Origin of the sequence: Marinomonas sp. 5E14-1, from assembly GCF_039939215.1 — a bacterium.
Lineage (GTDB): Bacteria > Pseudomonadota > Gammaproteobacteria > Pseudomonadales > Marinomonadaceae > Marinomonas.
Map to the genome: position 1 here is coordinate 81,667 of NZ_JBDXMW010000002.1, position 13,104 is coordinate 94,770.

Sequence of the window (13,104 nt, forward strand, 5' to 3'; positions counted from 1 at the left end):
GCCAGCTGGCTTTTAGAAAATGACAGGGTAGAGAATCTAATGTGAGCGCTTCTTGAAGTCACTTTTTTGAAAAGTTTTAAAAGGCATGACTAACAACGCCTTCAAAGAATTCGGCTGGTAGGTTTTTGTTCCTGGAAAACCTATGTTCAAATTTTCATCGCCGTTAAGCGCCAGCTTTCTTTTGCTACGAAACGCCGCATCCCAAATACTCAGAAAAAAACCGTAATTGCTGTTGGTTTCTTCAGACATTCTAGAGTGATGAATACGATGCAAATCTGGCGTAATGATGACAAGTTGAACTAATGACTCAAGCCATTTTGGAAGCCTAGCGTTTGTATGGTTAAACATGGCGGATGCGTTTAACAACATATCAAAAATCAACACAGCCTCAACAGGAATGCCTAATACAAGAACCGCCGAGGCTTTAATCACGAGAGACAAAAGGATTTCAATTGGATGGAAACGTATTGCCGAACTGACATCTAACTCAGGATCAGAATGATGAACACGATGAAGTCGCCATAATAAGGGAATCTCATGAAACAGCCTATGCTGCCAATAGATAAGACAATCCAGCGCCAAGACACTGAGTAAAACCACGCCCCAAAAAGGCAAGTTAAACGTATTAAATAGGCCGAAATTCTGACCAAACACTGCCACCAAAGATAAAAGTAAAGGTTGCGCAATACGGACACACAGAGCACCAAACATAAACAGCACAATATTATGCTGCCAACGCTGACGCCATTGTAAAAGAACGCTTCTTGGACGCTGCCACTGCCAAATCAGCAATGCGCTAAACACCAAAAGAAACACACTTATACGTAAGTTAAAATCAATCATATTGCGCTCTGCCTAAACGGGTGTAAGCCCACTTGCTGTTAATGACAACAGCAATGGACTTCTATTTTCCTGACAAGTTCCACCCTAGAATGTTGCTGAAACTTGCTACATCAGCTTGCTTGATGTGTTTCCAACGCACTTTCTATGCGCTGTATCGCCTCTTCAAGTACTGACTTAGGACAGCCAAAATTCAAGCGAAGAAAGTTAGCATTGCCAAAATCTTTACCATCGGACATGCCGACACCCGCATCAACAAAGAATTGATAAGGATTCTCCAAACCTAAAGCAGACACATCCAACCACGCAAGATACGTAGCTTCTAAATGCAGCATTTTTATCGGTGTAGCAGATAGCCTCTCAGCTAACAGATTTCGATTCTCAGCCAAATATTGTAATAATGCTTGATGCCATTCCTGCCCTTCTTCGTAAGCAGCTATGGCAGCCGTTAAGCCCAACATATTTGGAGAAGCAATCAATCCTGCTCTTTCTTTATTAAAGGCTTGACGCAGCTGGCTATTTTCGATCACAGCAAAAGCATAACCAAGACCCGCAATGTTAAAGGTCTTGCTCGGCGCCATTAGAGTAATGGTTCGATTGGCGGCGTCTTCGTTCAAACTTGCAAAAGGAATATGCGGTAAATCGTCTAAAATTAAGTCGCAGTGAATTTCATCGCTCACAACAATTAAGTCGTATTTTTCTGCCAACTTATGAATCGCCAACAACTCTGCTTTTGTATAAACCGTGCCACCTGGGTTATGAGGATTACACAGTAAAAGCATCTTGCTGTTTGATTTCGCACAGGCCGTTTCGAGTTCAGCCATATTCGGAACCCAACGACCATTCTCAACAAGCATACCGACACTGGTTAACTCTCGGTCAGCCAACAAAGGCGCTTTTGTTAGGTGATAATAAACAGGCCCTGGAACAACAATGCCATCACCTTCTTTAGAAAATACTCGAACACTTAAATGCAAAGCACAAACAAGACCTGGTAAGTGCACTAAATGCGTCCCAGATACATTCCAACCATAACGCTTAACAAGATGTGACTGTATGGCTTCAACTAAAGCCTTGGGTGTATGCGTATAACCATAAACCCCTTCTTCAACTCGCTGATTCAATGCTTTTTTAATACAATTTGGAGAGTCAAAATCCATATCCGCCACCCACATTGGGATAACACTCTCTGGGTATTTAGACCATTTATCACTACACATCTTAGAACGATCTATTAATACATCAAAAACAGAAAAAGAAGTACTCATTCACCAAAGCTCCGATTGTTTATATTAACTAGATAATTAACACGATCCTGACCACCACACAAAATATTGGAAGCAATTTATACATAAAAAATCTCATTTATTTATCTCAAACCGACATAATAGCTAAAGAAAAAGACAAAGAAATCTTTAAATTAAACAAATATCCTTATAAATCATAAAGTTAAATTAATTAGAGCGCTAATGTTTAGAATTATCAAGGGTTGACCTGATTTACACATTCAGCCTAGTATAGTTTTAATTAAACGGCCGTTTAATTAAAAAGGATGAGAAATGCCTAAAGTTGGAATGCCTGAAATACGTAAACCTCAGCTTATCGAGGCAGCAATTAAAGCCATAGATAAATATGGTTTTTCTGGTGCGACCGTCAGCTTAATAGGGAAAAAAGCGGGTGTATCACCAGCCATTATTAACCACTATTTCGGTGGTAAAAACGGCCTTTACGAAGAAACAATGAAAAGCTTAATTCGCGAGTTCTTTCAAATTTTATCTGAAGAAATTGCAAAAACGAAAAACAAATCGGTAAAAACAAAAGTAATGGCAATAGTCAGAGCCAGCTTTAGCCAATCTCAAACTCAGCCTCAAGTAGTGAAAACTTGGATGGGATTTTGGGCTTCGGCAATGCACACACCGTCTTTGTACCGATTACAGAACGTTTACTCTAAACGCTTAAATACTGCATTAGTGTGCGTGTTAAAGGAAAAGTTCGAAGTAAAACAAGCACGAGAAATCGCCTTAATGATAGCGGCATTAATTGATGGCATGTGGCTTCGAGGATCTTTAGCGGGCGGCATAAACAAAGAAGTATCTGCCCAGCTCATTGAAAATTATCTGGATCTGGCATTTCAGAGCCAAGTAGATCCAATTAATTAAAGCAGCAAATTCGTTCAAATTTCGTAATTTCACGAATTGCGGTGTCTGATATTGGCGCTGTATTTACTTATAAACCTGGTTTTATCAAAAAAGAGGATAAGATATGTTCAATAAGACGAAAAAAACAGCACTAACCATCAGCATCGCAGCGGCTTCTGGCTTAGCTGCAGCAGATTGCTCAACGGTTAGATTTTCAGATGTCGGCTGGACTGACATCACAGCAACAACCGCCGTCACAAGTGCAGTTATAGAAGGCTTAGGCTACGAAACAAAAACACAATTATTATCCGTACCCGTTACTTATACATCTCTTGCCAATGGAGATATTGATGTTTTCCTAGGTAACTGGATGCCGACCATGCAAGCAGATATCGAACCTTATCTTGCCGCTGGCACAGTGGAAGATCTAGGACCAAATTTAGTCGGTGCAAAATACACTCTAGCAGTAAGCAAAAATGCCTATGACGCAGGCGTGACAGATTTTTCTGATATAGCCAAACACCGCAAAGAATTTTCCGGTCGCATTTACGGTATCGAACCTGGCAATGACGGCAACAGAATTATCCAAGACATGATTGACTCTGATGCTTTTGGTTTAAGTTCATTCCGAGTTGTTGAATCCAGCGAAGCAGGTATGCTTTCCCAAGTAAGCCGTAACACTCGCCGTGATAATTGGATTGTTTTCCTTGGTTGGGCGCCTCACCCAATGAACGCAAACTTTGAAATGGAATATTTGGCTGGCGGTGATGACTACTTCGGCCCTGATTTTGGTGGTGCAAATGTACATACCAATATCCGTAAAGGTTACGTTCAAGAGTGCCCTAACGTAGGCAAACTACTAACAAACCTAACATTCTCCCTCCCAATGGAAAATGAAATCATGGGTGCAATCCTTGATGACGGAAAAAATCCGGCTCTGGCTGCAAAAAATTGGTTAAAAGCCAACCCAGAAGTGCTTGACGCATGGCTAAGTGGCGTAACAACTCAATCTGGCGGGAACGGCCTAAGCGCAGTTAAATCACACCTAGGCCTTTAATTCCAGAACGCACCCTTCGTGACACACAATCGCCTAGGGTGCACTATTTGTTACATCGGAGAACATATATATGAATTGGCTGACGGATAATAAAATCCCTCTTGGCACTTGGATGGAAAACTTTGTCGATTGGTTAGTCTCTGCGGCTTCCGGTTTTTTTGATCTAATCTCTATTATTTTAGAAACCATGATTGTCTCCATGGTTGATACCATTGAATCTATTCATCCCCTCATTGTCATTGGAATTGTTTTAGTCGGAGTTTGGTTCCTCCATCGCAGTATTGGCTTATTATTTTTTATAACCGCTGCTCTACTTTTTATTATTAATATGGGGTATTGGATTGAAACTATCCAAACTCTTGTATTGGTGGTTTCAGCAACGACTATCAGTGTGCTGATTGGTGTGCCTATTGGCATAGCGGCAGCACATCGTCCTTGGTTGTACACCATATTGCGACCAATGTTAGATTTGATGCAGACCATACCAACCTTTGTTTACCTTATCCCTACGCTTATTCTATTTGGTTTGGGTTATGTCCCTGGTTTGATATCCACCATCATCTTCGCTATTGCTGCCCCAATCCGCTTAACCTATTTAGGTGTGAGTAAAGTACCAAATGAATTACTAGAAGCCGGCTTAGCATTCGGTTGTACCAAATCTAAATTACTCTACAAAGTAGAACTGCCTGCCGCTATGCCAAACATTATGGCAGGGGTCACACAATGCATTATGTTGTCTTTATCTATGGTAGTGATCGCAGCACTGGTTGGCGCTGATGGACTCGGAAAGCCGGTCGTGCGCGCCTTAAACACAGTCAACATTTCACAAGGTTTTGAAGCCGGTATCGCCATTGTATTAGTGGCTATTATGCTCGATCGTATTTGTAAGTCTCCATCCACTAAGAGTGAAGGATAATTTATGGCCGTTGTAAAAATTGAAAACGTCGATATTGTCTTTGGCGACAATAAGGCTCAAACGCTTTCGCTCATGGATAAGGGGCATACTCGAAACGAAATCATTGAAAAAACAGGGGATGTTGTTGGCGTACAAAAAGCCAACATAGAAGTAAATGAAGGTGAAATTTGTGTATTAATGGGATTATCTGGATCTGGCAAGTCCACCCTATTACGGGCCATCAATGGTTTAAACAAGATAGCTCGTGGTCGCTGTCTAGTTAAAGACGGCGAGAATATGGTTGATATGGCCGAATGCAATGAAGCAACCTTACGTCACATGCGTACACACCGTGTTTCTATGGTCTTTCAAAGCTTTGCCTTAATGCCTTGGTTAACCGTTTTAGAGAACGTTGCCTTCGGTTTAGAAATGCAAGGTATGCCCAAGTCAGAACGTCTCATCAAAGCACGTGAGCAACTCAAAATGGTTAGCCTTGATAAATGGGCGGACAAAAAACCAGACGAACTGTCAGGTGGTATGCGCCAGCGTGTTGGTTTGGCTCGAGCCTTCGCCATGGACACTGACTTGCTCTTAATGGATGAGCCTTTTTCAGCACTTGATCCATTGATTCGTACACAGCTGCAAGACGAGCTGATTGAGCTGCAACAGCGCCTCAATAAAACTATTATTTTTGTTAGCCATGATTTAGACGAAGCGCTGAAGATCGGTACTAAAATTGCGATCATGGAATCCGCAAAAATCATTCAAGAAGATACACCAGAAGAAATTGTCTTGAATCCGGCAACTGAATACGTTGAAAACTTCGTCGCCCACACTAACCCATTAAATGTCTTATGTGGTCATTCCTTAATGACACCATTCTCTGAACTTACCATGCAAAACGATAAAGTAATTTTAGAAAACGGTATGTGGCTTAATGTAAGTGATGGCAAACTCATTTCCATTCAAGATCAAGAAGGTCAAGTACCCACCATTTCTTGGACAAAAGACATGGTTCTCGACAACATTCCAGACAATGCCATTTTTATTGTGCCAAGCAATATCTCTATGCGTGACGCTGTCGACATTCGTTATCACTCCAAACATTTCATGGTGTTAGAAGAAAACGAAAAGTGTGTAGGCGTTTTGACCGACCACAACTTCTACCATGCATTACTGGGTAAGCATTTTGAGCGAAATGTCGAAGCGGCCTAATTTTCTTAATATCTATCACACTTGATTATTCGGAATTAAAAAGCAGGTTTTATGAAAAAACATCATAAAACCTGCTTTTTATAACAACAAATAAATTAATATCCCTCGTACCAAACTCATTGATTAGTGATTGCATTCAAAAATTCTATCGGTATAGTCTGCCGAAATATTGACCAGTTCAAACTTGCTTTTTAATACGCAGCTAGCTCAAAGGATATTGCATGTTAAAACAAACCTTATTTCCCATCTGGGGCTTGCTTTTTGGCATCGCTATTTTGACCATGGCAAGTGCGCTACAAAGCTCTTTGATTGGTATTCGTGCCTCCATCGAATCCTTCAATACGACAGCGACTGGTTTGATCATGTCAGCCTACTACCTTGGCTTTATTATCGGTTCTTTATTGGTTCCGAACTGGGTCAAAAATGTAGGTCATATTCGAGTGTTTGCCGCCGTCGCCTCCTTGGCTTCTATTACCATTTTGATGCAATCTGCCATTATTAACCCTTGGTTCTGGATGCTAATGCGAATGGGCACAGGTTTGTGTTATGCGGGCTTATTTATTGTTACCGAAAGCTGGTTAAATGATATCGCCACAAATAAAACCCGTGGCCGTTTGTTCTCGATTTATATTATTGAAATTTGGGCTAGCCAAACTCTGGGACAATTTTTATTGAACCTTTCTCCACCTGATGGATATGACCTTTTCATCTTAACGTCTGTCTTGATTTCTCTCGCCTTGGTGCCGTTATTGCTCATTCGCACACCGTCGCCAACGATCAACGTCCCAGAAAAGATCAATATCATTTCTCTAATGAAAACCGCACCTTTGGGTTTCACTGGAGTGACGATTGCAGGTGTCACATCCGGCTCTTTGCTGGGCTTGGGTGCTTTGTATGCAAAAAGCATTGGGATGAATATCGCTGAGATTTCGCTTTTTATCGGTGCTAGCTATGTGGGCGGCATGCTATTGCAGTGGCCAATAGGTAAGTTATCAGATCGACAGGATCGTCGTGTCACCATTCTTTGGGTCAGCATTGTCGGAGCGCTGTCCGCTTTAATCATCCCGCTAGGCTATAATCTTGATAGCCAAGTCGTCATGATGGCAGGTATGTTTTCGGTAGGTGCATTTGTTTTTCCTATGTACTCTTTGGCATCATCTCATATGAATGACCAGTTGCGTCCAGAACAAATTCTCTCTGCCAGTAGTGGTATGATCCTACTAAATGGTGTGGGTGGAATGATGGGACCTCTTGCTGCTGCGTCATTGATGGATCTCATCCAGATAAACGCTTTATTCTGGTTTGTTGCTGCTCTGAACATGCTTGTGGCTTTGGTAGCGATATACAGAATCCATTACCAGCCTGCGATGATTATCGAAGATCAAGGGGATCAAATTCCTGTGGCTTTGACCGTTTCTTCTGTTGCAACAGCGGAAATGCTTGTAGAAGCGGATTCCTCTATTACTCCAGTGGAAGAAAGCCACGAGGTAGAAATCAAACTTTAACGCATTTCTCCACAATGCAGTCGCACAGTTTTTATCAGATTAGGATAAAGGCTGTGTGGCAATTTTGAAGGCAATAAACCAAATCAAAATAGCATTAACACGATTAAACCAACGCCAAAATTTCGTACTTTCTAGCCACTTTGCACACAACCGACCAACAAAAGCCAAAGATAAAAACCAAATCAACGAAGCCAATGCGCTACCTAAGACAAACTCCCACTTGTCGTCTTGCCATTGGTTTGCCAAGCTGCCAATTAGAATCATAGTATCCAAATAGAAATGCGGATTCAGCCAAGTCACCGCAAAACCCATCATACACAAAGGCCAAAGCGCGAGCCGTTTAGAGTATTGCTCTAGAATCAACTGTTCATCTTGAAAAGACGATCGCCATTTACCCCACGCAAACCACACTAAAAAGGCAACCCCACCCCAACGTGAAGCTGTTAACAACCAATCATGGCTTTGTAAAATCAAACCTAGACCGAATGCCCCTAACGTAATAGATAAGACATCACTCACAATAAACAACAGAGCAATCGGGAACGCATAATGCCGTTTTAAAGCCTGCTCCAATAAAAAGCTATTTTGTGCTCCTACCGCTATGATTAAGCCACCACCTGTGATTGCACCACTGATCAACGCCAACATATCTACTGCTCTCCTTTAATTTCGCTTGATATTACGCAAAGCAGGATATAAATTAAAATTAATTAAACTAAAAATACATTAGAAAAAATTATGTTTGATTATAAAGCACTTGCCAGCTTACAAGCGGTTCTACGATTTCAAAGCTTTGATAAGGCTGCGAATTATTTAAACCTCACTCAATCTGCTGTATCACAGAACGTCAAACGCCTTGAGCGAGATTGCGGCCGCCCTCTGCTTATTCGCGCTCGCCCTGTGGTTGCTACACCGCTGGGTGAACAAATGCTTGCTCACTTCAATAAAGTTTCCATACTTGAAGAGGGCTTACAGGAAGCCATTCAAGGCAAGACGTCCAATTACCCAATTAACATTGCCGTTAACAATGACACTCTCGCCACTTGGTTTATTCCTGTCATCAAGGATTTTTCTGCAACCAATAACACCAAATTGCACATTAAAGCGGCAGACCAAGCCAACACTCGATCCTTATTGCAAACAGGAGAAGTCGTTGCCTGCCTTAGTCAAACAGGCACCCCTGTCGCAGGTGGTGATTCCATTTTCCTTGGCAATATGCATTACGAACTGGTCGCCACGCCAAGCTTCATTGAGGTTTATTTGAAAGGTGACTTGAGCCCAGAATCCGTCTTGCAGTCCCCTTCTCTTATTTATGATGAACACGATGAACTTTGGGGGCGATATCTCGATGAGTGCTTACAATTAAAGGCTGATATACGAAACAGTCATGCTTATCCTTCGTCCCATGGCTTTGTCGAGTTAGTAATGGGTGGCACAGTCTGTGCTTTAGTTCCTAGTGTACAAGTACAAGAACAACTAAAAAATAAACAGCTGATTTCCCTGTTTCCAGACAAACAATTAGCCTTGCCACTTTATTGGCATTGGTACAAACTTAACTCTCCTGTTTTGGATCGGTTAACTAAAGTGATAAAAAATGTCACAAAAGATGCTTTATACTAAGGAATTAATAGGAACGGGCGGGCTACCACTTTATTTTTTCATAGCCATTTTACTAATACCATTTTAAGGAAAAATTATGATTCGCAAATGTCTATTCCCTGTTGCTGGTTACGGTACTCGATTTTTACCAGCAACTAAATCTATGCCAAAAGAGATGCTTCCTGTCGTAAATAAACCTTTGGTTCAATATGGTGTAGAAGAAGCAGAAGCAGCAGGACTCAACAACATCACTTTCGTAACAGGTCGTGGTAAACGCGCAATTGCAGACCACTTCGACATCAGCTACGAGCTAGAGCACCAAATCTCTGGCACCAATAAGGAGCAATATTTAGACGGTATCCGTCATCTAATCGACAACGTAAACTTCTCTTTCACACGCCAAAACAACATGCTTGGTTTGGGCCACGCTATCCTGACTGGCGAGCCACTAATCGGTGATGAAGCCTTTGGAGTTGTACTTGCTGATGACCTTTGCTTTGGTGAAGATGATGGTGTTATGGCGCAAATGGTTAAACTCTACAACCAATTCCGATGCACCATTGTGGCCATCGAAGAAGTTCCAGAAGAGGAAGTGCACAAATATGGTGTGATTAAAGGCGAGTCAATGATGGATGGTTTGTACCGCGTCACGGACATGGTAGAAAAACCGAGCAAAGAAGAAGCTCCATCAAATTTAGCCATCATTGGCCGTTACATTTTAACGCCAGACATCTTTGACAAAATCCGTAACACACCAGCCGGCCGTAACGGAGAAGTTCAAATTACCGATGCTATTTTACAACAAGCTAAAGAAGGCTGTGTATTAGCCTACAAATTCAAAGGCAAACGTTTTGACTGCGGTAGTGTAGATGGTTTTGTTGAAGCAACTAACTTTTGCTACGAAAACATTTATAAGCAAGGCTAACTAGAAAGAAACATCAGAAAGCCACGTAAACCATAGGTTACGTGGCTTTTTTGTATTCTATCTTTTGGCTCTTAAGATAAAAAATACTGACTCAACCAAACACTGACTGGCACAGTAAATACAGAAAGCAACGTCTGCATAGTGATATAAGCAGACATTCTATCTGCATCGCCTCCTAACTGACGCGCCAAAGCGTAAGCTGATGTTGCCGTTGGCACCACTCCAAATAATACAGCAACTAAAGCTGGCAAACCTCTAACATCCAACCACCAACACATAATGCCAATCACGAGAGGAAATATCACAAAACGTGCTACCAAAGACATTAAAAATGTCATGCCAATAGAGCGAACCACTTCTAATCGGACACTGGCACCTACAGCTAGCAAGACCAATGGCAGAGCCGATTGAGACAACATTCCCATCACGTCTGAAATTAAGATAATCGGCGTTAAGCCCAACAAATTCAGGCCACTTCCTAGCACAATAGAAACAATTAAAGGATTACGAATCAGAGCTCCACTCAACAACCGCGGTAATGTTAATACAACACCATTTTTAGCAGGTGGTCGGTGCATCAGCACCATAGACACAACGAGAAACACATTAATTGAAGGGATCAATACAGACGCACCTAACGCAGCAAACACCAAACCTTCATTACCGTATAAGCTGCCTGCCAGAGCCAAAACGATGAAAGTATTAAAACGTACACCAGCTTGCAACATAGAAGAGGCTGTGGCCGATGGCACTTTTAAGAGCCATGCACTTATAAAGACAAAAACGGCAGCAATACACAAAGCGAATAAAAGAATGAAAGCGTACTTCGTCAACATAGGGTTGGTGAAGTCAATCTGCGATGTCTTATGAAACAACAAGGCAGGAAAAAGCACCCAATAAGACAACTTGTCGACACCAGGCCAAAAGCCTTCCATAGGAAAACGGAAGCGCTGGCAAATCGCGCCAGCAATTAACAACAAAAAAACAGGTAGCACAGCCAAAGAAAGAGAAAGCACCACTCCACCTCACAAAAAAGCACAACAATTAGAAAGCCAGAGAGTAACGCACACGTTTTCTTTTATGGTTTCTCTAAAAACAAAAAACTCTGACCAATGTTATTTTGATCAGAGTTTTTATATTTTGTGCGCCTTACTTGATTGGCTAGAACAACCTTGGAATTAGCCCCAAAGAATCCCTAAACCAACAAGCAAGTAAACAATGCTGACAACAAAATAGAAGGCATGAAAACCTTTTTCAAAACCAGGAAACGACACCTTCTGAGTGTAATCTGTAGCAATTTGCCAGCCTGCTAAAATCGAGTTAATCATAGCCAGTACTAACGTCACAGAAGAGTACACTTTAAACCATAAAGCACTGTGAATTGCGCTCCACGTTTCATAAGTTAATTCTGTTTGTGAAAGAACTAAACCTAAATAAACAAACAACCAAACAATGATCGCTATGTTGCTTACTCGTTGAAAAATCCACTCTTTTGTACCGCTGCGGTTCTCCCGCTTTAAACCTAAACCCATATCAACACACCAAATAGAAAACTAATGACAAGTCCCAAACCGATCGCCACTTTTGAAATCAACTTCCCACTTTCTAATTCTTCAAAGTAACCCAGCTCCTGAGTGATGTGCTTCAAACCAGCCATCGTGTAGTAACCCGCTGCGGTCATGAAACCCCAGATAATGAACTGAACTAGAAAATTCTCTGTTACCAGTTTCTCGATATTATCAAACCCTTCTGAAGAGCCTAATGAAACACATAAAACAGACAAGAAAAAAGACATCGCTACCCATAAGATTACCGCGCTGATTCTATGCAAAATAGAAGCAACCCCAGTAATGGGCAACTTAATAGTGTGTAAATCCAGATTAACTGGACGTTTATTTTTCATTTGAGGTTTCCTTTTTTATCCCATGTGATGATAAATATGAAAAGTGAATAAGAAGTACCTATTGTCGAGCACCATTATAAAACTCATTTTCTAGAATGCTAATAATTTACCTATTATTAGGTCAATTTTTTGAGTTTGACGGCCATTTCTCGAACCTAGCAGGTGTTTTATACTTGTTTCCAGTAAGAAGTAAGATCTAAATGCGCTGACTTTAATCTCTCGTCTTTTACAAGAATACGTTTCAACTTAGCAATAGTATGAGCTTCCGTTGCCGCCCAAACCCAAGTTTCAGAACTAAAAAACTCATCCGAGATTAATTCAACCGCCTCTATCAAGCTACTTCCTATGGTTTCATCTGGCTTAGAATAAAGCCAATGAACATTCGCTCCGGCATGAGGTGGCAAGCTAATTTCACTTTCTGCCGATGCCACTTCAATCCAAGCATCCACAATCGCTTCCTCAGGCAGTATCTCTAACCAACGTGCCAAAGCAGGAAGACTGGTTTCATCGGCTAAGAATACATAACGCTTAGCATTTAATGGCGGAGTTTTAATAAATCTGGGACCAAATATGCCAAGCTTCTGCCCAGCTTTTGCTTGTATCGCCCAAGGTCCGCCAACACCGATATGATGCAAAGCAAAATCGATCTCCACGGTTAAAGCGTTTGCATCAAAAGAACGAATCGTATAGTCACGAAATGGCGAAAAACGCCCTTCGTTTACACCTTCCCAATCAGCGCCCCAACCATCTTCTGGAACCGTTGGCATTCTCAACTCACCAGTTTCCATGTCAGGGAAAAACAATTTAACATGAGCTTCAGGAGACAAAAGGTGAAACTTAAAACCTTCTAAATCTTCCCCATGGAACATCACTCTGCGCAAAGTTTTCGATATATCTTTAACGCCAACAACCTTTATTACTCGCTGCTTCAGCTGAACTTCTTCCCGTTCATTATGTAAAATCGATGTCATACATCCTCAAGCCATCTATAAGGTCATCAAAAAACGCCACTAATATAAACGATAAC

14 protein-coding genes are annotated in these 13,104 nt (G+C 41.4%); 7 read left to right on the forward strand and 7 right to left on the reverse strand.

Annotated features, from left to right (window positions below; genetic code table 11):
- Positions 1-36 precede the first annotated feature (36 nt).
- Together ABFY09_RS02020 and ABFY09_RS02025 are read right to left on the reverse strand one after the other, a co-directional pair.
- A complete protein-coding gene (locus ABFY09_RS02020; protein WP_347982626.1) occupies positions 37-843 on the reverse strand; it encodes a sterol desaturase family protein in 807 nt (268 codons plus the stop codon).
- 110 nt (positions 844-953) lie between these two features.
- Entirely contained in the window at positions 954-2,108 is a 1,155-nt protein-coding gene (locus ABFY09_RS02025) for a PatB family C-S lyase (protein WP_347982627.1), read from the reverse strand.
- Between the two features lie 291 nt (positions 2,109-2,399).
- On the opposite strand from ABFY09_RS02025, the gene betI reads away from it, so the two are divergent.
- From betI to ABFY09_RS02050, 5 genes are all read left to right on the forward strand, one after another.
- The gene (gene betI, locus ABFY09_RS02030) at positions 2,400-2,999 is read left to right on the forward strand and encodes a transcriptional regulator BetI (protein ID WP_347982628.1); all 600 of its coding nucleotides are present in this window, start codon (positions 2,400-2,402) and stop codon (positions 2,997-2,999) included.
- A 103-nt stretch (positions 3,000-3,102) separates the two neighbouring features.
- Positions 3,103-4,035, forward strand: coding sequence for a choline ABC transporter substrate-binding protein (locus ABFY09_RS02035; protein WP_347982629.1), 933 nt, complete (start codon positions 3,103-3,105; stop codon positions 4,033-4,035).
- A 70-nt stretch (positions 4,036-4,105) separates the two neighbouring features.
- Entirely contained in the window at positions 4,106-4,951 is an 846-nt protein-coding gene (gene choW, locus ABFY09_RS02040; RefSeq protein ID WP_347982630.1) for a choline ABC transporter permease subunit, read from the forward strand.
- 3 nt (positions 4,952-4,954) lie between these two features.
- A complete protein-coding gene (gene choV / locus ABFY09_RS02045; protein WP_347982631.1) occupies positions 4,955-6,145 on the forward strand; it encodes a choline ABC transporter ATP-binding protein in 1,191 nt (396 codons plus the stop codon).
- Between the two features lie 221 nt (positions 6,146-6,366).
- Complete coding sequence (locus tag ABFY09_RS02050; RefSeq protein WP_347982632.1) at positions 6,367-7,650, forward strand: MFS transporter; 1,284 nt, start codon at positions 6,367-6,369, stop codon at positions 7,648-7,650.
- A gap of 39 nt (positions 7,651-7,689) precedes the next feature.
- Here the strand turns inward: ABFY09_RS02050 and ABFY09_RS02055 are convergent, their stop codons facing one another.
- Positions 7,690-8,298, reverse strand: coding sequence for a LysE/ArgO family amino acid transporter (locus tag ABFY09_RS02055; protein ID WP_347982633.1), 609 nt, complete (start codon positions 8,296-8,298; stop codon positions 7,690-7,692).
- 90 nt (positions 8,299-8,388) lie between these two features.
- On the opposite strand from ABFY09_RS02055, the gene ABFY09_RS02060 reads away from it, so the two are divergent.
- Both ABFY09_RS02060 and galU read left to right on the forward strand, forming a co-directional pair.
- The gene (locus ABFY09_RS02060) at positions 8,389-9,270 is read left to right on the forward strand and encodes an ArgP/LysG family DNA-binding transcriptional regulator (protein WP_347982634.1); all 882 of its coding nucleotides are present in this window, start codon (positions 8,389-8,391) and stop codon (positions 9,268-9,270) included.
- Positions 9,271-9,346: 76 nt separating this feature from the next.
- A complete protein-coding gene (gene galU / locus ABFY09_RS02065; RefSeq protein WP_347982635.1) occupies positions 9,347-10,174 on the forward strand; it encodes a UTP--glucose-1-phosphate uridylyltransferase GalU in 828 nt (275 codons plus the stop codon).
- A 71-nt stretch (positions 10,175-10,245) separates the two neighbouring features.
- Here galU and ABFY09_RS02070 read toward each other — a convergent pair whose 3' ends face one another.
- The 4 genes from ABFY09_RS02070 to ABFY09_RS02085 all read right to left on the reverse strand — a co-directional run bounded on the left by ABFY09_RS02070 (position 10,246) and on the right by ABFY09_RS02085 (position 13,048).
- The gene (locus tag ABFY09_RS02070) at positions 10,246-11,190 is read right to left on the reverse strand and encodes an AEC family transporter (protein WP_347982636.1); all 945 of its coding nucleotides are present in this window, start codon (positions 11,188-11,190) and stop codon (positions 10,246-10,248) included.
- A 162-nt stretch (positions 11,191-11,352) separates the two neighbouring features.
- Positions 11,353-11,706: a succinate dehydrogenase, hydrophobic membrane anchor protein gene (sdhD, locus tag ABFY09_RS02075; protein WP_317004830.1), complete on the reverse strand. Its 354-nt coding sequence runs from the start codon at positions 11,704-11,706 to the stop codon at positions 11,353-11,355.
- Complete coding sequence (gene sdhC, locus ABFY09_RS02080) at positions 11,697-12,077, reverse strand: succinate dehydrogenase, cytochrome b556 subunit (RefSeq protein ID WP_347982637.1); 381 nt, start codon at positions 12,075-12,077, stop codon at positions 11,697-11,699. Before sdhC ends, sdhD begins: the two co-directional genes overlap by 10 nt.
- A gap of 167 nt (positions 12,078-12,244) precedes the next feature.
- A complete protein-coding gene (locus ABFY09_RS02085) occupies positions 12,245-13,048 on the reverse strand; it encodes a siderophore-interacting protein (protein ID WP_347982638.1) in 804 nt (267 codons plus the stop codon).
- Positions 13,049-13,104 lie beyond the last annotated feature (56 nt).

Bases quoted from the DNA above. Each gene is read 5' to 3' on its own strand.
- ABFY09_RS02020 (WP_347982626.1), bottom strand. From the start codon at position 843: ATGATTGATTTTAACTTACGTATAAGTGTGTTTCTTTTGGTGTTTAGC.
- ABFY09_RS02025 (WP_347982627.1), bottom strand. From the start codon at position 2,108: ATGAGTACTTCTTTTTCTGTTTTTGATGTATTAATAGATCGTTCTAAG.
- betI (WP_347982628.1), top strand. From the start codon at position 2,400: ATGCCTAAAGTTGGAATGCCTGAAATACGTAAACCTCAGCTTATCGAG.
- ABFY09_RS02035 (WP_347982629.1), top strand. From the start codon at position 3,103: ATGTTCAATAAGACGAAAAAAACAGCACTAACCATCAGCATCGCAGCG.
- choW (WP_347982630.1), top strand. From the start codon at position 4,106: ATGAATTGGCTGACGGATAATAAAATCCCTCTTGGCACTTGGATGGAA.
- choV (WP_347982631.1), top strand. From the start codon at position 4,955: ATGGCCGTTGTAAAAATTGAAAACGTCGATATTGTCTTTGGCGACAAT.
- ABFY09_RS02050 (WP_347982632.1), top strand. From the start codon at position 6,367: ATGTTAAAACAAACCTTATTTCCCATCTGGGGCTTGCTTTTTGGCATC.
- ABFY09_RS02055 (WP_347982633.1), bottom strand. From the start codon at position 8,298: ATGTTGGCGTTGATCAGTGGTGCAATCACAGGTGGTGGCTTAATCATA.
- ABFY09_RS02060 (WP_347982634.1), top strand. From the start codon at position 8,389: ATGTTTGATTATAAAGCACTTGCCAGCTTACAAGCGGTTCTACGATTT.
- galU (WP_347982635.1), top strand. From the start codon at position 9,347: ATGATTCGCAAATGTCTATTCCCTGTTGCTGGTTACGGTACTCGATTT.
- sdhD (WP_317004830.1), bottom strand. From the start codon at position 11,706: ATGGGTTTAGGTTTAAAGCGGGAGAACCGCAGCGGTACAAAAGAGTGG.
- sdhC (WP_347982637.1), bottom strand. From the start codon at position 12,077: ATGAAAAATAAACGTCCAGTTAATCTGGATTTACACACTATTAAGTTG.
- ABFY09_RS02085 (WP_347982638.1), bottom strand. From the start codon at position 13,048: ATGACATCGATTTTACATAATGAACGGGAAGAAGTTCAGCTGAAGCAG.